This window comes from Butyricimonas paravirosa (genome assembly GCF_032878955.1).
GTDB classification, from domain to species: domain Bacteria; phylum Bacteroidota; class Bacteroidia; order Bacteroidales; family Marinifilaceae; genus Butyricimonas; species Butyricimonas paravirosa.
Genome location: NZ_CP043839.1, coordinates 2,064,627 through 2,084,823, shown reverse-complemented (window position 1 = coordinate 2,084,823; position 20,197 = coordinate 2,064,627). Strand labels below are relative to the sequence as shown.

General features: G+C 43.3%; 21 protein-coding genes and 2 pseudogenes. 14 read left to right on the top strand and 9 right to left on the bottom strand.

Annotation, left to right across the window (positions count from 1 at the left end; translation table 11 throughout):
* Positions 1 to 3: 3 nt before the first annotated feature.
* The 4 genes and pseudogenes from F1644_RS08780 to F1644_RS08765 all read left to right on the top strand — a co-directional run bounded on the left by F1644_RS08780 (position 4) and on the right by F1644_RS08765 (position 3,964).
* Entirely contained in the window at positions 4 to 1,731 is a 1,728-nt protein-coding gene (locus tag F1644_RS08780) for a RagB/SusD family nutrient uptake outer membrane protein (RefSeq protein ID WP_118305177.1), read from the top strand.
* A gap of 1 nt (position 1,732) precedes the next feature.
* The gene (locus F1644_RS08775) at positions 1,733 to 2,395 is read left to right on the top strand and encodes a fasciclin domain-containing protein (RefSeq protein WP_118305178.1); all 663 of its coding nucleotides are present in this window, start codon (positions 1,733 to 1,735) and stop codon (positions 2,393 to 2,395) included.
* A 25-nt stretch (positions 2,396 to 2,420) separates the two neighbouring features.
* Entirely contained in the window at positions 2,421 to 2,861 is a 441-nt protein-coding gene (locus F1644_RS08770) for a hypothetical protein (RefSeq protein WP_118305179.1), read from the top strand.
* Between the two features lie 362 nt (positions 2,862 to 3,223).
* A pseudogene (locus tag F1644_RS08765) lies at positions 3,224 to 3,964 on the top strand (RteC domain-containing protein).
* A 27-nt stretch (positions 3,965 to 3,991) separates the two neighbouring features.
* On the opposite strand, the gene F1644_RS08760 reads toward F1644_RS08765, so the two are convergent.
* From F1644_RS08760 to F1644_RS08745, 4 genes are all read right to left on the bottom strand, one after another.
* Positions 3,992 to 4,132, bottom strand: coding sequence for a hypothetical protein (locus F1644_RS08760; protein WP_158571947.1), 141 nt, complete (start codon positions 4,130 to 4,132; stop codon positions 3,992 to 3,994).
* A 72-nt stretch (positions 4,133 to 4,204) separates the two neighbouring features.
* Complete coding sequence (locus tag F1644_RS08755) at positions 4,205 to 4,483, bottom strand: hypothetical protein (RefSeq protein ID WP_118305182.1); 279 nt, start codon at positions 4,481 to 4,483, stop codon at positions 4,205 to 4,207.
* A gap of 603 nt (positions 4,484 to 5,086) precedes the next feature.
* Entirely contained in the window at positions 5,087 to 5,401 is a 315-nt protein-coding gene (locus F1644_RS08750; protein WP_118305183.1) for a helix-turn-helix domain-containing protein, read from the bottom strand.
* A gap of 345 nt (positions 5,402 to 5,746) precedes the next feature.
* Positions 5,747 to 5,989, bottom strand: a complete 243-nt coding sequence (locus F1644_RS08745; RefSeq protein ID WP_118305184.1) for a helix-turn-helix transcriptional regulator — start codon at positions 5,987 to 5,989, stop codon at positions 5,747 to 5,749.
* A 204-nt stretch (positions 5,990 to 6,193) separates the two neighbouring features.
* Here F1644_RS08745 and F1644_RS08740 point away from each other — a divergent pair, with 204 nt between their 5' ends.
* From F1644_RS08740 to F1644_RS08720, 5 genes are all read left to right on the top strand, one after another.
* Complete coding sequence (locus F1644_RS08740) at positions 6,194 to 6,595, top strand: hypothetical protein (protein ID WP_118305185.1); 402 nt, start codon at positions 6,194 to 6,196, stop codon at positions 6,593 to 6,595.
* Between the two features lie 159 nt (positions 6,596 to 6,754).
* On the top strand, positions 6,755 to 10,096 hold the full coding sequence (locus tag F1644_RS08735; protein ID WP_118305186.1) for a SusC/RagA family TonB-linked outer membrane protein: 3,342 nt from the start codon (positions 6,755 to 6,757) through the stop codon (positions 10,094 to 10,096).
* A gap of 4 nt (positions 10,097 to 10,100) precedes the next feature.
* Entirely contained in the window at positions 10,101 to 11,618 is a 1,518-nt protein-coding gene (locus F1644_RS08730) for a RagB/SusD family nutrient uptake outer membrane protein (protein WP_118305187.1), read from the top strand.
* Positions 11,619 to 11,634: 16 nt separating this feature from the next.
* Positions 11,635 to 12,255 carry a fasciclin domain-containing protein gene (locus F1644_RS08725; protein ID WP_118305188.1) on the top strand — a complete coding sequence of 207 codons (621 nt, stop codon included), beginning with the start codon at positions 11,635 to 11,637 and terminating at the stop codon, positions 12,253 to 12,255.
* Between the two features lie 10 nt (positions 12,256 to 12,265).
* The gene (locus F1644_RS08720) at positions 12,266 to 12,676 is read left to right on the top strand and encodes a hypothetical protein (RefSeq protein ID WP_118305189.1); all 411 of its coding nucleotides are present in this window, start codon (positions 12,266 to 12,268) and stop codon (positions 12,674 to 12,676) included.
* An 883-nt stretch (positions 12,677 to 13,559) separates the two neighbouring features.
* Here F1644_RS08720 and F1644_RS08715 read toward each other — a convergent pair.
* Both F1644_RS08715 and F1644_RS08710 read right to left on the bottom strand, forming a co-directional pair.
* The gene (locus F1644_RS08715) at positions 13,560 to 14,063 is read right to left on the bottom strand and encodes an ORF6N domain-containing protein (protein WP_118305190.1); all 504 of its coding nucleotides are present in this window, start codon (positions 14,061 to 14,063) and stop codon (positions 13,560 to 13,562) included.
* 21 nt (positions 14,064 to 14,084) lie between these two features.
* Positions 14,085 to 14,294 (bottom strand): annotated as a pseudogene (locus F1644_RS08710) (tyrosine-type recombinase/integrase); the annotation flags it as partial.
* Between the two features lie 285 nt (positions 14,295 to 14,579).
* Between F1644_RS08710 and F1644_RS08705 the strand changes: the two are divergent.
* The 3 genes from F1644_RS08705 to F1644_RS08695 are packed head-to-tail and all read left to right on the top strand — an operon-like array spanning position 14,580 to position 17,487.
* A complete protein-coding gene (locus F1644_RS08705) occupies positions 14,580 to 15,809 on the top strand; it encodes a site-specific integrase (protein ID WP_004313905.1) in 1,230 nt (409 codons plus the stop codon).
* A 13-nt stretch (positions 15,810 to 15,822) separates the two neighbouring features.
* Positions 15,823 to 17,043 carry a site-specific integrase gene (locus F1644_RS08700; protein ID WP_004313906.1) on the top strand — a complete coding sequence of 407 codons (1,221 nt, stop codon included), beginning with the start codon at positions 15,823 to 15,825 and terminating at the stop codon, positions 17,041 to 17,043.
* A 21-nt stretch (positions 17,044 to 17,064) separates the two neighbouring features.
* Positions 17,065 to 17,487, top strand: a complete 423-nt coding sequence (locus tag F1644_RS08695; RefSeq protein ID WP_004313907.1) for a hypothetical protein — start codon at positions 17,065 to 17,067, stop codon at positions 17,485 to 17,487.
* Positions 17,488 to 17,777: 290 nt separating this feature from the next.
* Here the strand turns inward: F1644_RS08695 and F1644_RS08690 are convergent, their stop codons facing one another.
* The 3 genes from F1644_RS08690 to F1644_RS08680 are packed head-to-tail and all read right to left on the bottom strand — an operon-like array spanning position 17,778 to position 18,689.
* A complete protein-coding gene (locus tag F1644_RS08690; RefSeq protein WP_005822096.1) occupies positions 17,778 to 18,083 on the bottom strand; it encodes a helix-turn-helix domain-containing protein in 306 nt (101 codons plus the stop codon).
* A 46-nt stretch (positions 18,084 to 18,129) separates the two neighbouring features.
* Complete coding sequence (locus tag F1644_RS08685; protein WP_004312622.1) at positions 18,130 to 18,441, bottom strand: helix-turn-helix domain-containing protein; 312 nt, start codon at positions 18,439 to 18,441, stop codon at positions 18,130 to 18,132.
* A gap of 11 nt (positions 18,442 to 18,452) precedes the next feature.
* Entirely contained in the window at positions 18,453 to 18,689 is a 237-nt protein-coding gene (locus tag F1644_RS08680; RefSeq protein WP_168044612.1) for a hypothetical protein, read from the bottom strand.
* A gap of 314 nt (positions 18,690 to 19,003) precedes the next feature.
* Between F1644_RS08680 and F1644_RS08675 the strand changes: the two genes are divergently transcribed.
* Together F1644_RS08675 and mobA are read left to right on the top strand one after the other, a co-directional pair.
* The gene (locus F1644_RS08675; RefSeq protein WP_004312623.1) at positions 19,004 to 19,471 is read left to right on the top strand and encodes a DUF3408 domain-containing protein; all 468 of its coding nucleotides are present in this window, start codon (positions 19,004 to 19,006) and stop codon (positions 19,469 to 19,471) included.
* A 279-nt stretch (positions 19,472 to 19,750) separates the two neighbouring features.
* On the top strand, positions 19,751 to 20,185 hold the full coding sequence (gene mobA, locus F1644_RS08670; RefSeq protein WP_004312624.1) for a conjugal transfer protein MobA: 435 nt from the start codon (positions 19,751 to 19,753) through the stop codon (positions 20,183 to 20,185).
* The last annotated feature ends 12 nt before the right edge of the window (positions 20,186 to 20,197 follow it).

Below are 20,197 nucleotides of genomic sequence, written 5' to 3'. Positions count from 1 at the left end.
TGCATGAAAAAGATTTTTATTTATTTACTTTTGTTTTCTGCTTTGTGGAATACGGGATGCGAAGGTGTTCTGGAGGTAGAACCGGAAAATAGTGTGACTTATACAAATTATTTTAAAACCGTTCAGGATGCGGAAGCGATATTAGCCGGTTGCGAGCGCAAAATAAAAATGATCAAAATGCCGATGGGAGCAATGTATTATGTTGCTACGGCACATTGTGGAGCGGGACTGTTGGTAGATGTGTATGATTACCAAATTGATGCCTATCGGAGTATGGCCCCTTCTCGGTACGAGTGTAGTGTATCCTCGTGCTATGCCATTATAGAACAAGCGCACATGCTTCTTGATAATGCCCATCGTTTTGAGATATCGGAAGAAGAATTACGTCCTTATTTGCAACAAGCTCATTTTGCCCGAGCTATCGGGTATTTTGAACTCGCCCGGGAATGGGGAGAAGTCCCGATAGTGACCGATTACGTGAATTACCCTCCTGTTCCACAAAGTCCTGTGTCAGAGGTGTTTGACGAGGTTGAAAAGAGTGCGCTAATCGCTTTTGAACTGCCTATTTACGAGGAATTAACGGATGGGTATGGTAAGCCTCGTACTTCCAAACAATATGCTAGTAAGGGAGCTGCCGCCGCTCTTTTGGCTCAACTCTATGCGTGGAGGGCAGCCGTGGAGAATAAGCCGGAATACTGGAAAGAGGCTGAAAAATACTGTACGATGATTATAGAGGGTAAGGTAGGGCATTACGCCTTGGCAACTGATCCGCATGAAGTGTGCAATGTAGTGATGAAAGGGGAAAGTAGTGAAGGAATTTGGGAAATTCTGAACACGATTGCCTCCGGTGAATTTGATCCGAATTATGGGTTTGGACAGGACGCTTATTATGAGCAAACTTTCTTCTCGACCTATCCTGTTCGTACGGAGTCTAATATGGGGCCGGATCCGGATAATTATTCCACACAGTTTTATAAAGAACGAGTGAATCGAATGTATGACAAGGAAGATATGCGTCGTGATGCTTATTTTTATGCTGTTGATGCCGATTCCCTCTATGTCATTTACAATCAAGCCTCGGGGGAAATGGTGCAGAAATACGTGGTGAAGGAGAACGGAAGATCTCGTTATTACCGTTTGAATCGGTCGACTTGGAAAGTGGAGGAAGAAAATGGGCTGTTAGGGGCAGGGGAGACGATTAGTGCGGCATACGATAATCGAAGAATAGATATGGCTTTTCTCCAGAAATATCGTTTTCCCTATTATGCGAAAGAGGATAATTCGCTGGAGCCTTTTTACATGGGGATGGAGATGAACCGTGTCGTGTGGCGGCTGGCTGATATTTATTTGCTTCGGGCCGAATGTCGGGCTTATCAAGGTAAAGCGAATGCTGAGGATGATTTGAATATCATTCGTCACCGGGCTTATGGAAATGATAATCATAAATATACGACAGCTGAGGGTGATATAAAACTTGCTATTTTCCGGGAACGGGAAAAAGAATTTTTGTTCGAGGATAATCGTTGGTATGATGTCGTGCGCAACGGGTTCAATCATTTGAACGGGCATACTGATTATGATTATATCCGGAACGAGTTGTCCGAAGCCTACGCGGACTTGACAGACCAGGATATCCGGGATGGGGCATTATATTTATCATTTTCTTCTTATATATTCGTTAATAATGAGTTGATTCGACAGAATGTTTACTGGAACCAAAAAGTGCAATAAAATGAAAAAGATAGCAAAGCAAATAAAAGGATGGATGACGATATTAATTTTTATGTTGTCTGTAAGTAGTTGTATCCAAGATAATTTCTGGTACTCCGGGGTGAGTAATGGTAAGTTTGATGGTAGCTTGTTAGAGTATTTGGAGGCTCCGGGACATTCTTATAATTGGGATTCAACGGCATTGATGGTGCGTCATGCCGGGGAGGAAATAGTTCGGATTTTTGAGGGGAATGATCCCGATTTAAAAGAGATCACTTTCTTCGGACCAACCAATCATTCTATTCGTCGTTATATGTTGGAGAAAGGGATCAAACGGGTGACCGATATGGATCCGACTTGGTGTGCGGCCCAGCTGAAACGTCATATCGTGAAAGGAAAGATATATCGGGATGATGTTCCTGCGGGCAAACCGGCAACCTCTGGAGCGGCGGTAGGAGAAGGTGGAAAGGATTACACTACCTTGGCTGGTAATCGGATTCACCTTTACACGTACAAGACGGACTACAACGGGGTGGCGGAAATGGGACCTGTTACTTTGTTTGGATCTTCGCTGGATTCTCCGTTCGGGGTGAAAAATTTTGAAGAATTAGCTTCAACGAATATAGAACCGAATAATTGTGTGGTTCATTCTTTGGGATATGATTTTACGTTGGGCAATATGTAATTATTAACACTAAAGGAAATGTAAGATGAAAAAATTATGGATAATGTATTTGCTCATGTTTGTGGGAATGGTGCTGGGAGGATGTCATGAGTCTACGGTTGGTTACCTTATCACCAAGGATGCGTCATATAATCCGGATTCAATCGTGATTCGTTTAACTCCTGATCCTTCGTTGGATGCCATGCGGATAGAAAGTAAGGCTCCATGGGTGAGTTTAAGAATGGAAGGATACGTGGGAACGGAGCCGATTTCTTTCTCGATCGATGATGTTTCCTCTACTGCTGGTGATGAGGCTGCCCTTCTTTTTAAGGAAGATGTTTATATTCGGGGTGGTGGTGTGCTACTTTACCCTTTCGAACCCAAAAACAAAATTCCTGCAGGCCGTTATACTGTTTCCGTGCGTGTGACAAATGAAGATTGGAGTGAAGTGGTAAAGGATGCTTTAACTTTTGTCGTGAAACCTTGAAAGAGTAAGCTGATGTTTTAAAGTGTGCTTTTAAGAATTATTGAGAGAACCCGTGGATGCTTTTTTTAGTTATTCACGGGTTTTCTTTGTTGGTCTAGGTGTACGATAGAGTCCTAGAGGTATCTAAGTTTTATTCTTGTGCTAGGAAAATAGACATATAAATAAACCCTTATTTTCTTAATAAGGATTGTTTTTAACTTATTTATGGCAAACTTGTGTCATAAATAATCTTTTAACTATCTCTATATTAAGGTGCGAAAACCTGATATTATAATTTTTTTTTTCTTTTGGATGCTAGCAAGTTATCGTTTTTTCTTTGTATCATTAATTGTTTTTTCATTGCCGCAACAAATTAGTGTATTATGAAAAAGTATTTTATGATGATAGTAAGCGAATTAGAAAAAGAAATTTATTCGCTTAAAGGAATTAACACGTTAAATTTGTCAGTGAAGGCAATAGAGATTATTAATAACGTCGCGAAGAAAGTAAAGGAATACATCTGTTGTAATGGTTTCAAGGACATCGAGGAAGAAATCTTGTTTTTTAAAGAATTGAAACCGATACTGTATAGCAAACTTATTTATTACACGGAACTTAAAGAAATAGAATCTAAACGTGTTTCGTTCGTGAGTAATGAATATGTACGTGTTTATTTGTTAGAGCATACACAACGTTTAATGGATTATTTAAACGATAATATTTACACGTATCAATATTTAAAGCTTGGCTCCACCTTCTTGGATGCCGCTTTATTTACATGAAAGAATGTTTTAGAATCCTCACGGGTTAGTGATTATGATTTGGATGTTTCTTTTATGACCGTGTGGGATGATAAAGTTTCCCGAATACGGGCTTATGAAATGCTTTTAGCATATCTAAATTACGAAATATCTCGCTTAGATAAGCCGTACCCTCCATCAGAATTAATATGGCATGGCTCTAAACGTGGAAATTTCAATGAGGTTCCTTGTATCATCTTTTTCTTGTTGTACCACCTTTTTGCTTTGTACCACCTTTTGGGGTGGTACAAACTATGGCCACGTGCCAATGTCTTTTTCTATCTCCCATGTGCGAGATGTTGCAGGTTTTTGATTTGTTTTTAGACTGTGTAATCTTCTCATAAAATGGTTTTAATGAAGTTGCCGGATGAAAGTTCTTGTCAAAGGGGTTTTTGTTGCCGCCTTTGTTTGCATCATTTTCAAACCGACATCATGGGCTTTCATTTCCTCCAAGTCTTTCATGTCGGCTTCGTCAATCACTTTTCCAAACACAAGAGCGGTAGTGCGTCCATATCAATTGGTCACGTGGTGTGTGACTAGCCAGAAACGTGTTGTAAAATAACCTCATGTACTTAAGCTTCGTGGCGTTGAACGGATATAACGTTCTATGCTTCTTTTGCTTTTTCCTAATCGAACGGCAAGTTTTTTCGTGGTCAGCCCTCCGGTTCCTGTTATTATCTCTAATAAGGTATCTTTGCCTTTTGTTCCCTCATTTACTCTCTCATCTACTCCGCCATTTATACACTCGTTAGTCTTATTATATTGGATAGCAAGTTTAAAGACATCACCTTCTTCAATAACGGGTAGAGCATCTTTAAAATAGAGAGGGCAATATTTGTACATTTATTTATAATTACTTATGCCGTGAAATGGGTGAAAGTAAAATAAGGAACAGAACGAGACAATGATATATGAAACTTTTAAATTGAGATTTATCGAAAAGAATGTTTTGAAAAAAATAGTTGTTAATATGATAGTCATAAGGAGGCAAGCTATTTTTGGCCATTTATGCGAGTAGGTAAAGTGTGTGTTGATTTATCCATTATTCCCAATCTTTACCGGGGATTAATGGCCTGAAATATTATTCTTGCATGTGAAAAGTCTCGTTATTGGTCTAGTTGATGGGTTATTCGTTTGTGTTATTTTTGCTTTTCTTTTGTTAAAACGGCGGCGATAATCGGGCGATGATCGGGCGATGGCGCCTAACTGTCACCCAATAGTCACCCTGCCGTCATGTAACGGGAATGGATAACCCCAGGAAAAGAGAGGCTAAATCCTAGGTTAACTTTAGATACTACTAATTTCTTGATTTATGCTTTTAGATTTATTCTAAACTGATGGTTTTATTTTGCCATTTTTTGATGGAACAAAGTTACCGACTGCATCAAGGATTTAGAAGAATTGTAACCAGAAATAATGAAAAACTAAAAAAAGGAGTATATTAAGTTACTTTTCTTTTCGTCCTCTTTTTTCCTTTGCTTTCCTTCTTGCCTCTGCAAGATAATCTCGATATTCTTTTAAAGAATTTTCTTCTTGATACGGGCGTGGAAAAAAATCTGCAATATCACAGTCAAGAATTTTGGCTAGTTCATTTAGATGATAAATGTTGTATTTTGCTTTTCCATTTGCTTCAACGCCTCCGATATAGCCGGAACCTGTGGCAAATCCAAGTTTGTCATTTATTTCGTCTTGCTTTATTCCTTTTGCGTCTCGAATTTCTTTTACTCTTTGAATGATGTATTTATCAATAGATGTTTTCATTATAGTATAATTTTGATAAAGGAAATATTATTATTGGAATAGAAAACTTTGTCATGGTAAAGTTTTTTATTCTAATTTCTTTGGAAGTGTTTTTTTGAAATCATATCTTTGTTGTATTGTTTACGGAAAAATAATCGTAATCTTGTGGGGAAACGTTTAGTTTGTAAGGATGATCAAAATATTGTTTGTGGATTATACTATCAAAGCGAAACGTGATTTTTGATTTAACCGGATCTAATAATAATTCAAAAACTGAATAATTAGTTTTGCGAGGAATACTATTTGCTAACTTAAATACAATACCATGAAAAAAATATCACAATCTAAAAAGGAGAGAAATGATTGTTATTTTTTGTTGTTCTTAAAAGGTTTATCTGGGAAGAAATCTTTTATAGAACATTCAAGGAGAACAGCTATGTCATTCAAATGATCAAGATTATATGCTTTGTCTGTATCACAATCTTCTATTTTAGAGATAAATTGATGAGACATATTCATACAATCAGCAAAATAGGTTAATTTCATATCTAGCTGTTCTCTGCGTTCTTTTACTTTCTCTATCGTATATAATTCAATTTTTGACTTCATAATGGAAAAATTTAATAAATAAAGAGCTTTTTTTTAAAGTAATTCGCACCCTATAGGGTGCGAATTGGAAAATATGTTGGAGAGAAAAGTTATCAAATGTTTAAGGGGCGAAATTTGATAGATATTTATATGTTTTGATTGATAATATTGTAATGTAGAAGTTGAATAGTGAAGAATGATGTAATAATAATAACTGATAACAAAATGAAAGAAGATCATGAACTTATTGATGATGAAGAATTGAAAGAATTCTTTTTGACTGAAGCAAAATTACTTTGCCCTTCCGTTGAAAAGGAGGAATCGGAATGTGAGAAATTACAAATTCTGTACAACACGCAGCAAAAAATCGTGAAGCTGTTAAGCGTGATGAATCATTGTAATTTCGAGATGCATTACGTGGAGATATACCACGTGTTCGGGTTCTACTTCACGGAGAAGGAGGGAGAGAAAAAGAAGAAACGTAAAATGAGTGAACGCTTGGAATCTTACGGGCAATTCATTGTACCGGTTGCTAAGAATGAAAGCCTTGATCGCTCATTATTACGCTTACAGCCTGCGGCATTTGAGAAGCATGGAGCGAATTATGGAACTCTATTTTCCGGGTGAATTGAGAAATAAAATGAAAGAGATACCGGGAGATGGACAAGTAAATTTGGAAGAGGGGAAGGAAAGTATGGAAAACTAAAAAAGGAGTGTATTCAATGTTTCTCAGGCGAAGAATACACCCCCTAGTACTAATTGTTTTACCAATTAACAATCAAAATTATGAAAAAAAAATTACAACCGAAAGCGAGGGTAAAAAGATTACCAGCGCGAGTAAGAATCAAGCCTTCACGACAGCGGGGGGTTGGAGTGTCAACAATCATCAGTATGCTGATTTTGCCCCTGTTATGTTGCCTGTCCCTAACATCGAAGGCTGTTCTAATCAGAGATAGCACGGGGATAAAAGATTGTATTGTAAAGGGAAAGGTCGTGGATGAAAAGGGGCAGCCCTTGCCGGGCGTAACGGTTCTTCTGGATTCCACGAAAGTGGGTGTCATTACCGACGTGAACGGGAATTTCCAGTTAAAATTAGCCCGATCCGGTGGCGTGCTTGTTTTCTCGTTTATCGGTTATGAAACCGTGAAAGCCACGTTCAAGGCAGAACAACCGCTAAACGTGAGAATGAAAGAAAGTATCTCCAAGCTCGATGAGGTGACCGTGGTCGCTTACGGCACGCAGAGCAAAAGGGAGGTCGTGGGTGCCATGTCCGTGGTGAGGGGTGAAGATATACGAGATGTACCTTCCCCCTCTTTATCCAACTTGTTGCAGGGACGAGTCGCGGGGATGAACGTGACGAACATGACGGGCGCACCCGGTGGTGGTGGAACGGCATTGAATATCCGGGGGTATAACAGTTTCGACATAGAGGGAGAACAACGGTATAGCAATCCCCTGTGGGTGATTGACGGTGTACCGATGCAGGCTTTCACGTCCCCGTTGACAGGGACGAACACGCTGGCGGAAATAGACCCGAACGATATAGAGAGCGTGCAGGTGTTAAAGGATGCCGCTTCTGCCGCTATATACGGTTCACGCGCCGCGAACGGGGTAATCCTCGTGACAACGAAAAGCGGACGGCTGAATCAACGGGCGAAAATCAGCGTGAACGTGTCCCGCACTTTCTCGTTCAACCCCTCGTTACCGGATTTAACGGGAGGAAACGCGGAACGTCTTCTCCGGATGGAGGCGTTGCGAAATTTCGAGCAAGCCATTTTTGACCGTGAAACCAACACGTACAGGTATATCGGATCGAACGCGGAGGCGTACAGGGAACAAATGCACCATAATTATTTCTGGAATAAAGGTGACGGGGCGGGTATAGCCGCCTTTCAAGACAGCTTGAACCCGTTTTATAACAATAGCACGAACTTTTTTAAATACTATTTCAGGACGGCGAAGGTGCTAAACGCTAACTTGCAGTTATCAGGAGGGAGCGTGAATACAAGCTATAATATCGGCTTGGGGTATTACGATGAAGACGGGGTGCTGAGAAACACGGGCTTTAGTCGCGTGAACCTCTTGGGGAATATCTTCATCAAGCCGTTACCTAAAATTGAAAGTAACTTTCGCTTTTATCTGGCTCGAACGGGACGTAAACGAGCCTCTCGGCTCACGGCTTACACGGGCTTTACCTCCGGTGAAGAGTTGGAACAGATCCCCAACGAGTTGCTAACCATGTCAACCTTGCTGCCGGGAAAGGGGACGGTTGCTTTTGACGAAATGATCAAGCGGTTTAACACGATCAAGGAAAACAACGAATCTTACCGTTTGAGAACCTCGCTTGACTTGTCTTACGAGATACTGGAAGGGTTGAAATTGAAATCTTCCGTGTCGTTGGATTACACGCAACAAAATCAAAATTTGTTCATCCCTTCAGACCTTGACGAGTATAACGAGAGTTATTCATCTGGACAGGTCGAGCGAAATTTAATGCTTCTCAATGAAAATCTTTTAACCTATAAACAGACGTTCGCGGAGCAACATACCGTGGACGTGTTACTGGGCGTGTCCTTTCAAAAAGATGAAATGAACATGATCGGGGCGTGGGGAAAAGCGTCACCTTCGGATTTGATACATTATATAAGCTGGTACGGGAATGTTTACGACGTGAACGACAACCGGACGCTAAAAGACGCGACGACCGGGCGTGAGGTTAGCACGATGGTCGGCGTGTTCGGGCGTGTGAATTACAATTACTTGCAACGGTATTTCCTGTCTGTTACCTTGCGACGGGACGCGAGTTCCAAGTTCGGGGAAAACGTGCGTTGGGGTACATTCCCCTCCTACGCCGTGGCTTGGATTTTTAGTGAAGAGAAGTTTTTAGACTGGAGCAGGGGCGTGCTGGATCACGGGAAATTAAGGGTATCTTACGGGACGTCGGGAAAACAATTCGATCAACCCTATATCGCGCAGGGGGTATTGGAACCGGGCGATCCTTACCTCGGAAACCCGACCATTCACCCGGATTTAATGCGAGGGTTAAGTAACCGCGAACTCACGTGGGAAGAAACTTCACAGTATGATTTCGGCTTGGATGTGGGTATGTTCGATTCCCGCTTGAATGTCGTGCTTGATTATTATTATCGTTACACGGATAAATTACTGTACCCCGTTCAATTACCCGGTAATTACTCCGCTTTTGCCCACCAGTGGCGCAACGCTTACGCGATTTCTAACGAGGGTATAGAGTTAGAGATAAAGTACGATATAATCAGGGGTGAAAAATTGAATTGGAACATTGGTTTAAATATCGCCCGTAACTGGAACAGATTGGAAAAAAGCGAGAACAGGCGGGATTTCCAAACGGAAAACAGCAACACGAATTTAAGCATTATCGGCAAGCCCCTGAACGGGATTTATGTTTTAAAAACGGGCAAAATATACGATTCAGACGAGGAGGTGCCGGGTAGGTTTATAAACGGTAAATATACCTTGCTCGGGGGAAATTCAAACACTCAACACTATCGCTCTGGTGATCGAGTGGTACAGGATGTAAATGGTGACGGGGTGATAGATTCCAAGGATCGGGTGTACGCTGGTTCCCCCGTTCCTGTCGCGCAGGGTGGGATAACGTCCTCGCTAAACTGGAAAGGATTCGATTTGAACGTGTTGTTTAACTTCGTGATTAACCGTCATATATTGAACGCGGCTAGGGGCGAGAGCGTGGGAACGGTGTTAGGTCTCTCCCCCGATGAAACCGTGCGTCCGGTGTTCGTGGATTTGGCAAACGTGACTTTCTGGAAAGAACCGGGGGATAAGGCTGATTTCCCGATGAATCGTTTAGAAACGGGATTAGGCTCTTTTAATTCTTACACGACAGCGAACGTCGAGAGCGTGAATTACTTGAAATTAAAAACGCTCGTTCTCGGGTACACCTTGCCTGAAGTTATCAGGAAAAAACTAAAATTGGGTATAAGGTTTTTCGTGTCGGGTGAGAATCTTTTCACGTGGACGAATTACACGGGGGCAGACCCGGAGAGCGTGGGATTGATCACGGGGGTGGATAATCTTGGAAATTACCCGTTAGCACGACGTGTCACTTTTGGTCTAACGCTAAATTTATAATCACATGAAAAAATATTTATATTTATTGATCGGGGCGTTGTTTCTCTCGTCTTGTGAAGATTTCCTGACAGTCGAATCGGACACGGGGGTTACGGACGTGAATTACTGGAAGAACGCGAGTGATCTGGACGCCGCTAATTATGGCTTGTATCAAACTTTCAGGCGTTACATGGCAGACAATATAGTGATTAAATATCGTGATCGTGGGTTACCGTTTGACGTGATGGGGACATGGGCGAACCCCTCGAACAACGATCTTTCGCGATCTTGGACGCCCACGCACCCTTGTATCAACTGGAACACTGAATATTATATTATCAACGAGGCGAATCTAATACTGGATAATATTGACCGAGCCGACTTGACGCCTGAACAGTACAATTTTTTCCGGGGGCAGGCTCTCGGTCTTCGGGCTTACGTGTATTTCTACATGATACAGAACTGGGGGGATTTACCGTTGATCGTCCACGCGGAGGACGTGGGAATGAAGTCCCGTACCCCTTGGCAAGAAGTGGCGGGGCAATGTATTTCAGACTTGAAAGAAGCGGCAAAGTTGTTGCCCGTGGCGAACGAGTTGAAAGATATTAAGGGTAATCTAGTAACGAGTAAACAGGCTGTATCTCGTGGTACTTGTCACGCGATCTTGGCTCACTTGTACGCTTGGAAAGCCGCGTTAAACAAAGAGCCGGATTTGTTACGTTTGGCTATTTTAGAATGTGATAGCGTGATTACTGATAATAGTTACAAGCTAGTGAACTCGATTCGAGAAGTTTGCCAAATCGTGATTCCCGGTAATAGTCGCGAGGGAATTTTAGAATGTAATTTCAAGGAGACGGAGTACGACAGCAACGGATGGTCGGGTTACCTGGCAGGATATTGCCAGTGGTGGCCCGTTGTCCCCTTGACAACAGCATCCACGGCACGCAGGGGATTACTAATCAGTAATAATTCCGTGTATAAAATGTACCGGGACGAGAAAGACCAAAGACGGGAAGAGTATTTCTATAAACTGGATAGCATGGCGAAAGTATCGACTTCTATCACGAAAGGGAATGCCTACGTGTATAAATATCAAAGGATTATAAAGTACGATTCAGGTAATCAAGCGGGTAAAATTAAATCGTACGACGCGAACGAAATTTTAATCCGGCTCGCTGATATTATATTATTACGGGCTGAATGTAAAGTACGCACGGGGGATTACGCCGGGGCGAGGGTTGATCTAAACCATATCCGGAACCGGGCGGGAATGGTTGATTATGCCGGGACGGATGCCAGTTTACAGGACGAGATACAGGACGAGCGAGAGAGGGAATTGTTTATCGAGGGAAATGGAATCAGGTATTTTGATTGCGTGCGTAACGGGACGTTTCGTGAACGTTTAAAGGGAAAATTCAAGACCTTGACTGATAAAGACGTTGAAGACGGGGCTTTGTTCCTTCCTATCGGGAAAATCGCGTTTAATAATAATACCTTGATATTACAAACGCCTTACTGGAAACGAAATGGATACGCTTATTAATTAAAAAACTGAATTTATGAAGAATATATTAATATTGCTTGGATTGTTATTTGCAGTCTGCTCCTGTGACGATTATTTTCACGATAGCGGGTTAGCTGACGGAAAGCATGATTGCACGATGTGGGAATATTTAAACACGCAACCACAAGATTGGGATTCGACGGTACTCTTGATTGAACGGGCTGGATTGGTGGATCTGTTTGACGGGAAAGATCACGAACACCCGGAGATCACGTTTTTTGGCGTGACGGATTTATCCATCGAGCAATTTTTATTGAAAACGGTAGATGAAGAGGACGAGCCCTTGTACGCGAGGGTTGATGACATTCCCGTTGACTTGTGCCGGGAAATGCTTCTCTCTCACGTCGTTCCCGGAAAGATAATGAAAGAAGAATTTGATTACGAGGTAAAGGGAACGCTCACGGGTGGAACGATGGTGACTACCTTATCGGGCGTGGAGTTGCGAGTGTACCGGACGAGATCAGAATACGGCGGGGTTCCCGACATCGGGGCGGAAGGTCTGTCTATTCACGCGATGGTCAGCGGGCAAATGGCAAGTGTCGCCTCCGCGAATATAGAAACGCGAAGCGGTGTTGTACACTCGTTGAGTTACACGTATCAATTTACCGAATTATAAAATAGTGATTATGAAAAAGTATATTATCTTTTTAGGCGTGATGGTCTTGATTTTCACGAATTGTCAAGACATCACGGTCGGTTACTTGGAAACAAGGGACGCGGTTTACGCTCCGGATTCGATGGTCGTTAAATCTGTTCTTGATCCGGTAGAAGATGAATTACAAATTAAATTCAAAATACCTTGGCAATCAACAAGTATCGAGGGTGTTTTGGGGACTGCTCCCGTCAAGTATTCCATTAAAAGCGTTGACAGTGAATACCCGGACGCCGCGAGCCAGTTCACGATGCAAGGGGCAGGGATAATAGAATTACAACACGATCATACAGTGCCCCCGGGACGTTATGTATTTAGCGTGTTGATTGAAAACGAAGGGTATAGTGTCGTGCTAGATTCGATCTATACCGTTATCGTGGAATAATTCCACTTGCTGGCTATGCAGGTGAAATTAGGAATAAAATTTGCAAAGATTGAAAATTTTGTGTTTCTTTGTAACTAAGAAAAGGTTTTGAGCCTTTTAAACGTTCTTAAAAGTATTAGCGTGCAGTATTGCATCTGTGTGGTCGGAAACTAGCTATTTCTCCTTGGATGAAATTTTATCAAGTTTTTAACTTGGTAATATTAATCTTGGAACACCTGATGATTGTTGCAACGCTTGTGCTTCGACCACGTATATATATACTATCTATATATAAAAACTGGTCGGGCACGGTGTTGCTCTTTCGTTTCCAAGGGTTAGCTAGTCCTCCGACGCGATTGAGTACCCGTGTTTGACCTCTGTCTATCCCGGTACTTGAATAGCTACCGGGTTTATTTTTTTCTCCCGGTTTGCACTAGAACAAGAGTTGCCGGTTCACTCGTGGCATAGATATTTACTTCCTTGCCTCTGAATGTATATACACCCGGCACTCTTTTTTAAGACGTTTTTTTGGTGCAAGAGATTTGAACTTACATATTTGCAACCAGAAAAATCTCGTGATTGGAGGAGGCATAATCCCCTTCCAATTTTAAGGTAGCCGTAATCCCTATATAACATCAGTTTAACCCACGGCTACCTTTTCTTATTTTTTGAATTTTGCTAACATGGATAGAGATATATCAAAATTGTTATTTGAAAGTATCAAGATTGCTTGACACGGGTTATTGATTTTATCTTTATCTTCGCGAAAGAGGCTGGTCTAATTTAGAACTCGTACCTTACACGTGACTTTTGCATGTGAAACCCGGCTTCTAATTTGGGAAATGGATTATATCGGTGTACCGAAAGGTACACCGTTTTATATACAAGAGTGGTTAGATTGAGTTTAATCACTAGCCGGAAGGTAGCCGATCGGTCGCCTTTCTTTATCTTTCTCTTGTTTCGATAGTAGTCGTGTTAGGGCTTGATATATCTCGCTAAATTGCGCGTCCGTACTTTCTTCCAACTCCTCGATGCGTTTTAAAATTTCTTCGTAATTAATGATCATTTGTCGCATCAGAACAAAAGCACGCATGATAGATATATTTACTTGCACGGCAACATCCGAGCGTAATACTCCACTTAGCATTGCTATCCCTTCTTGGGTAAAGGCAAAAGGTTCGTAACGAGAGCCTCCCCAACTTGAGGTGCCAATTTGGCACCTCAAGTTGGTAAATTCTTCTCCTGTAAGCGTGAACATGAAGTCTGGGGGAAAGCGTGCGATGTTTCGCTTAACAGCTCTTTTTAGAATTTTTGTCTCTGTCTGGTACAATTCAGCTAAATCAAAATCAAGCATTACTTTGTAACCTCGGATCGTGTAAATTTTGCTTTGGATGATTTGTAAGTCCATGATGATATTTTTAATTCGTTGTTATTGATTTTGTAAATTAAATTCGTTCTCTATGCCTGTCATTTTCGCGTTCCACGCCGCGGCGTCTTTTCTTAGTTTTGAATTTACCACTTTCGCGTAAATTTGTGTCGTGACGGTATTCGTGTGCCCTAACATTTTAGAAACAGATTCCAGTGGTACACCTTCGGTTAGTGTTACGGTTGTCGCGAATGTATGTCGTGAAAAGTGGAATATACACGGCAAAGCAAGCAACAGCGAACAGGTATAGATTAAACGTAAACCGTTAGGAATAAGCGATATTTCGGTATTTTGCGAAGTTGAAAAAATGCAAACGACAACGGAATATTGAGGTTGTTCAGTTACCAAACCGTTAGCCGGGCAGTTACCGAAACGGGAACAGGTAACGGAAAGCGATGAAAAGAAATCCCCACCGTTTTGTTTGCGTTAATACACAGTGTTTTGCGCATCAAGGGACGCTTATATGGCAAGTAAATTTGCACTTAAAAATATAAGCGTATGAAAGTAGAAAAATTCAAGGTGCTGCTCTACCTCAAAAAGAGCGGACTGGACAAGTCGGGCAAGGCTCCCATCATGGGACGCATTACCGTCAACCGCACGATGGCGCAGTTCGGATGCAAGCTGTCATGCCCTCCCGAACTGTGGAATCCCTGTGAAAGCCGTCTGAATGGCAAGAGCAAGGAGGCGGTGGAAACCAACACCAAGATTGAGAAACTGTTGTTGGCGGTAAACAACGCCTTTGACAACCTTGTGAGCCGTAAAATGGATTTCGATGCCACCGATGTGAAGAATCATTTTCAAGGAAGTATGGAAACGCAGATGACACTCATGCGAATGACTGATGTTGTCTGTGACGACCTCAAAGCCCGTATTGGTATTGACCGTGCGAAAACTTCTTACTCGACTTATCATTATATGCGTCTGACACTTGGTGAGTTCATTGGGCATCAGTACAAGGTCAAGGATTTAGCATTTGGGCAGCTTACGGAACAGTTCATCCATGACTATCAGGTTTTCGCTATGGAGAATAAGGGTTATGCAATAGATACTGTCCGACATCACCTTGCCATACTGAAAAAAATATGCCGTCTGGCTTATAAGGAAGGCTATGCAGACAAAATCCATTTCCAGCATTTCACCCTGCCCAAGCAGTCGGATAAAACCCCACGGGCATTGAGCCGTGAATCGTTCGAGAAAATCCGTGATGTGGAAATTGAACCGCATCGTAAATCTCACATACTGGCAAGGGATATGTTTCTCTTCGGGTGTTATACCGGGGTCTCGTATGCGGATGTGATATCCATTACCGATGAGAACTTGTACACGGACGATAACGGAGCGTTGTGGCTGAAATACCGCAGGAAGAAGAACGAACATCGGGCAAGCGTGAAGTTGCTTCCCGAAGCGATTGCACTGATTGAAAAGTATCACAGTGAGGACAGGGACACATTGTTCCCTTTACTACGCTGGCCTAATCTTAGAAGACACATGAAGGCGTTGGCGGCATTGGCTGGCATCAAGGATGATTTGTGCTATCATCAGGCGAGGCATAGTTTCGCCTCGCTGATAACGCTCGAAGCGGGTGTGCCGATTGAGACCATCAGCCGGATGCTGGGACATTCCGACATTTCCACCACTCAAGTATATGCCCGTGTCAGTCCGAAAAAACTCTTCGAGGATATGGACAAGTTCATAGAGGCGACACAAGATTTCAAACTAACCCTATAAATCCAACAACAATATGCGAAGCACATTTTCATTATTGCCATATATTAACCGCAGCAAGGTGAGGGCTGACGGTACGACCGCCGTACTCTGCCGTATAACCATTGACGGCAAGCAGACCGCCATAAGCACAGGTATCTATTGCCGCCCCGAAGACTGGAACGGCAGGAAGAATGAGATAAAGACCGTCAGGGAGAACAACCGCTTACGGGAATACCTGCGTCTGACTGAGGAAGCCTATACCGAGATACTTAAATCGCAAGGAGTGGTCAGTGCGGAAATGTTGAAGAACCATATTTCCCTGAATAATATCCATCCGACTACCTTATTGCAAATGGGTGAATGGGAACGGGAGCGGTTGAAGAAACATTCCGAGGAAATAGATTCCACTTCTTCCTACCGTCACTCCATGTATTATCAGAAATACCTGACGGACTTTATAGCGTCAATCGGGAAAAAGGAAATTCCTCTTGAAGAAGTGACGGAGGATTTTGGCAAGTCCTATAAAGCTTTCCTGAAGAAGTGCAAGAATTTCAGCTCTTCCCAAACCAACAAATGTATGTGCTGGCTTAATCGTTTATTGTATTTGGCAGTCGATAAGGAGATTATCCGTGTGAACCCCTGCGAGGACTTGGAGTATGAACCGAAGCCGGAGGCAAGGCACAGGTACATCAGCCGCGATGAGTTCAAAAAGATACTTTCCACCCCGATGTATGACAAGCGTATGGAACTGGCAAGACGGGCTTTCATCTTCTCGACCCTGACGGGACTGGCGTATGTGGACATCAAACTTCTTCATCCCCATCATATCGGGACGAATGCGGAGGGCAGACGGTATATCCGCATCAACCGCAAGAAGACAAAGGTGGAGGCTTTCATACCCTTACATCCCATAGCGGAACAGATATTGTCGTTGTACAACACAACCGATGATGAGAAGCCCGTGTTTCCTCTCCCAAGCCGTGATTCACTTTGGTTTGACATCCACGAGATGGGTGTTGCCATAGGCAAGGAGGAAAATCTGAGCTATCACCAAAGTCGGCACAGCTTCGGAACTTTCCTGATTTCAGCGGATATACCGATTGAGAGCATCGCCAAGATGATGGGACATTCCAACATCAGAACTACTCAGGGGTATGCACGGATAACCGATGATAAAATCTCCAAAGACATGGACAAACTGATGGAGCGAAGAAAGAAAATATCGGCTGGCGAAAAGAAAGAAAACAGTATATAATCATCATAAAATAAAGGGATTATGAGCAGAGAAATAATAACAATCAGTAAAATGGGAGCGGTCACCGTACCGACAGCCCCAGTGTGGATGACCCAGTTCGAGATAGCCGACCTGTTCGGGGTGTTCTCTTGCAATATCCGCAAGATGATACAGGCAATTTACAAGAACAAAGAGTTGAACGAAACTGATACGATGAAGTATATCAAGCAAACTGACGGCATCAGTTATGATGTGTATAATTTTGAAATGATTATAGCCATCGCTTTCAGAATATGTAGCAAAGAGACCCTTTTGTTCAGGCGGTTCGTAATAAATGAAATCTGCACCACCAAGAAAGGAATCCCGGTTACATTGTTTGTTTCCTATGGTAAGAATGGCAACCTATGGTATAGTCGAGGTTCTTCCCGTCAGCCACCTGTTCCCGATGCACGGATGCAAAGGTAGCGTGTGGCTCTGACAGCATTGGCAAGGTCGGGCGGCATAGCCGTTTCGGGCAGAATCTTCCTCAACGGGGTTGAGCGTATTCAGCCCGAAAACCTTGCCCCTGCCAACCACACGCATTTTGGGCATCCGGCAACGGAAACAAGCGACTGACGGGAAATCAGAAGAAAGAGAAGGAACGGCTTACAGACGAAGCTAAACATTGATGCTTCATCCGTAAGCCGTTCCTTTTTTATTGTACCATTGCTGTCGCAAACATAGGGCAGACGGCAAACTGCGCTCTTTCAAGAAAATCAGATAGCCGTCTGTCGGTAGGCGGTACGGTAGCTGTCAGTCAGCATCCTTTCGATGTCGGACTCTCGGTAGAGGATTTTGCCGCCCAACTGAATGTAGGCTATCCGCCCTTCGTTGCGGTAATCCTGAAGTGTTCGGCGGCTCACTTTCAACCGTGCCGACACCTCCTTGTCCGTGAAGAAACGCTCCCCGTTCAGTGTCGGGCGGTAGCTGGCAGTCAGATGCTCTACGTTGTCCAGCAGACGGTCAAGACTGCCCATGAAGTGGATTATCCACTCGTTGTCTTTGTTAATCAGTTCGTTCATATTACTCTGGATTTAGTGGAATTATTGTCATTACTCTATTCGGTTATCAGATTGTCCTGCCTTTGAACTTTGCTTCCTTCCGTCTGTCCTCCACGATGGAGACGATACGTTGCACATCTTCGGGACGGTAATAGGTCTTGTGGTTGATTTGGCTGTATGCCAAAGTCCCATTGTCCCGAAGCGTCTGCAAGGTTCGTGGGCTGATATTGAGCATCCGGCATACGTCCTGATTATCCATCCACTCGCTCATTTTCTTTTCGCCGTGCCGATGGCAGATGGCATCCATACGGCAGACGAAGCGGTCGAACTTGGCGACCAGCTCCTCAAAGGTCTTTCTTTCGATTGATACGATTTCCATATTGTCTTTTTTTAGTTGTTACTGTTTCTTATGCCGCAAAGGAATGTATAATCCGTTACTTGACAATGGGTTTCCCGGAAGTGGTAGCATGTTGCGCTGATACGGTAGTCATTGTCCGTGATACCGACTTTTCCTTTGGCGGCTATCATTCCTTCTCCCGCAAAGAAATACATAATCCGGCATCCGGCAATGGATTCAATTTGGTCTGGCAGCAAGTGGCACAGGGTGGTAGAGGTTGGCACAGGCATGGTTCACCGATTGCCCAATCCGCCCAGTCCTTAGCCCTTAATTCCTATATTTAATAAGGACACCACAGCCCAAATAAGAGCTTAATTCAAAATCACCCGTAACTAAACCTTTTTCCCTTTCGGTTATATACATCCGGCAAAACGGTGAAGTCTGCACCGTTATTTCTATCACCATAAAGCAAAACCATACAAAATTGCCTAAGAGAACCCAAGTGCTTGACAGACTGCACTGAAGCATCTTACTTTGCTCCCGATAATCGGTCGAGGTGCTTACCAAGACCACAGTTAATAACTTAATCAATTTGTTTTTTACAATGAAGAGAGAACCAAGCATTACAGAGCAGCAGGCTCGTGAAATCGTGGAAAAGATGGGACGCAGGGAATCCTACACTCCCAAGTCGATGAATGACATCTACAGGCGTATCGGCCTGGAGCCGGATGAGCCGGAACAGCCCGGCAAGACCGTCACGGAAGAAACGGAGACCGCTATGGCGGATGAACCGTCAAGTGAGGCGGTCGGGGAAACAGCAATGCCGCAGAAGCGTGTCAGCAGCAAGCAGCGCAGGCTGTCGCTGGAGGAGTACCGCGCCACCTATCTCCAAGTCCCCAAGATTATCAACCGCAAGCCCGTGTTTGTCAGCGAGACGGTGCGTGACGAACTGGACAGGGTTGTCCGCTTCCTCGGAGGAAAGGGTATGAGCGCATCGGGGCTGATTGAAAACCTCGTCCGCCTGCACCTCGACACCTATCGGAACGACATCGAGCAGTGGCGCAAGCTCTGACGGGATTACAGAAAGTCGGTTAGGCTGGTGAATACACTTCATCGGCTTAACCGATACCCAAGATGAGTGATTACACTCGGAAAACAATCCGACAAGCGGAGGATTGTTATGTCTTCAAAGACATAGCAAGATATATTTTCAGTTACCCGAATAATTCTAAGTAACTGAAAACACCTTCACCGCCGTGGGCAGAATTATCCTCCGCAGTCGGATAATTTCGGGGTTCATTAATCAAAGATTAAACAATGGACAAGCCATAAAATTGAAAAAATAAGAAGTATGAAAAAGAAGAGCAAGTACGGGAGAAATCCCAAGTTGAACCCGAAGACGCACTGCGTGATGGTGCGCTTCGATGATGTGGAATGGAACAGATTCCTGACGATGTACGAGGAATCTAACGTGTACGCGAAAGCCGTCTTTCTCAAGGCGCACTTCTTCGGACAGAAGTTCAAGGTGCTGAAAGTGGACAAGACGCTGGTGGACTACTACACCAAGCTGTCGGATTTCCATGCCCAGTTCCGTGGCATAGGCACGAACTACAATCAGGTCGTCAAGGAGCTGCGCATCCACTTCTCGGAGAAGAAGGCGATGGCGTTGCTCTACAAGCTGGAGGAGTGCACCATCGACCTTGTGAAGCTGAGCCGGGAGATAATGGAGCTTTCAAGAGAAATGGAGGCTAAGTGGCAACAAAGACGGGATGATTCTATGGTATAGCTGGATGTCCCT

What these genes read in the sequence shown, in the direction of transcription:
- F1644_RS08780 (WP_118305177.1), top strand. Translation starts at nt 4, where the DNA reads ATGAAAAAGATTTTTATTTATTTACTTTTGTTTTCTGCTTTGTGGAAT.
- F1644_RS08775 (WP_118305178.1), top strand. Translation starts at nt 1,733, where the DNA reads ATGAAAAAGATAGCAAAGCAAATAAAAGGATGGATGACGATATTAATT.
- F1644_RS08770 (WP_118305179.1), top strand. Translation starts at nt 2,421, where the DNA reads ATGAAAAAATTATGGATAATGTATTTGCTCATGTTTGTGGGAATGGTG.
- F1644_RS08755 (WP_118305182.1), bottom strand. Translation starts at nt 4,483, where the DNA reads ATGTACAAATATTGCCCTCTCTATTTTAAAGATGCTCTACCCGTTATT.
- F1644_RS08750 (WP_118305183.1), bottom strand. Translation starts at nt 5,401, where the DNA reads ATGAAAACATCTATTGATAAATACATCATTCAAAGAGTAAAAGAAATT.
- F1644_RS08745 (WP_118305184.1), bottom strand. Translation starts at nt 5,989, where the DNA reads ATGAAGTCAAAAATTGAATTATATACGATAGAGAAAGTAAAAGAACGC.
- F1644_RS08740 (WP_118305185.1), top strand. Translation starts at nt 6,194, where the DNA reads ATGAAAGAAGATCATGAACTTATTGATGATGAAGAATTGAAAGAATTC.
- F1644_RS08735 (WP_118305186.1), top strand. Translation starts at nt 6,755, where the DNA reads ATGAAAAAAAAATTACAACCGAAAGCGAGGGTAAAAAGATTACCAGCG.
- F1644_RS08730 (WP_118305187.1), top strand. Translation starts at nt 10,101, where the DNA reads ATGAAAAAATATTTATATTTATTGATCGGGGCGTTGTTTCTCTCGTCT.
- F1644_RS08725 (WP_118305188.1), top strand. Translation starts at nt 11,635, where the DNA reads ATGAAGAATATATTAATATTGCTTGGATTGTTATTTGCAGTCTGCTCC.
- F1644_RS08720 (WP_118305189.1), top strand. Translation starts at nt 12,266, where the DNA reads ATGAAAAAGTATATTATCTTTTTAGGCGTGATGGTCTTGATTTTCACG.
- F1644_RS08715 (WP_118305190.1), bottom strand. Translation starts at nt 14,063, where the DNA reads ATGGACTTACAAATCATCCAAAGCAAAATTTACACGATCCGAGGTTAC.
- F1644_RS08705 (WP_004313905.1), top strand. Translation starts at nt 14,580, where the DNA reads ATGAAAGTAGAAAAATTCAAGGTGCTGCTCTACCTCAAAAAGAGCGGA.
- F1644_RS08700 (WP_004313906.1), top strand. Translation starts at nt 15,823, where the DNA reads ATGCGAAGCACATTTTCATTATTGCCATATATTAACCGCAGCAAGGTG.
- F1644_RS08695 (WP_004313907.1), top strand. Translation starts at nt 17,065, where the DNA reads ATGAGCAGAGAAATAATAACAATCAGTAAAATGGGAGCGGTCACCGTA.
- F1644_RS08690 (WP_005822096.1), bottom strand. Translation starts at nt 18,083, where the DNA reads ATGAACGAACTGATTAACAAAGACAACGAGTGGATAATCCACTTCATG.
- F1644_RS08685 (WP_004312622.1), bottom strand. Translation starts at nt 18,441, where the DNA reads ATGGAAATCGTATCAATCGAAAGAAAGACCTTTGAGGAGCTGGTCGCC.
- F1644_RS08680 (WP_168044612.1), bottom strand. Translation starts at nt 18,689, where the DNA reads ATGCCTGTGCCAACCTCTACCACCCTGTGCCACTTGCTGCCAGACCAA.
- F1644_RS08675 (WP_004312623.1), top strand. Translation starts at nt 19,004, where the DNA reads ATGAAGAGAGAACCAAGCATTACAGAGCAGCAGGCTCGTGAAATCGTG.
- mobA (WP_004312624.1), top strand. Translation starts at nt 19,751, where the DNA reads ATGAAAAAGAAGAGCAAGTACGGGAGAAATCCCAAGTTGAACCCGAAG.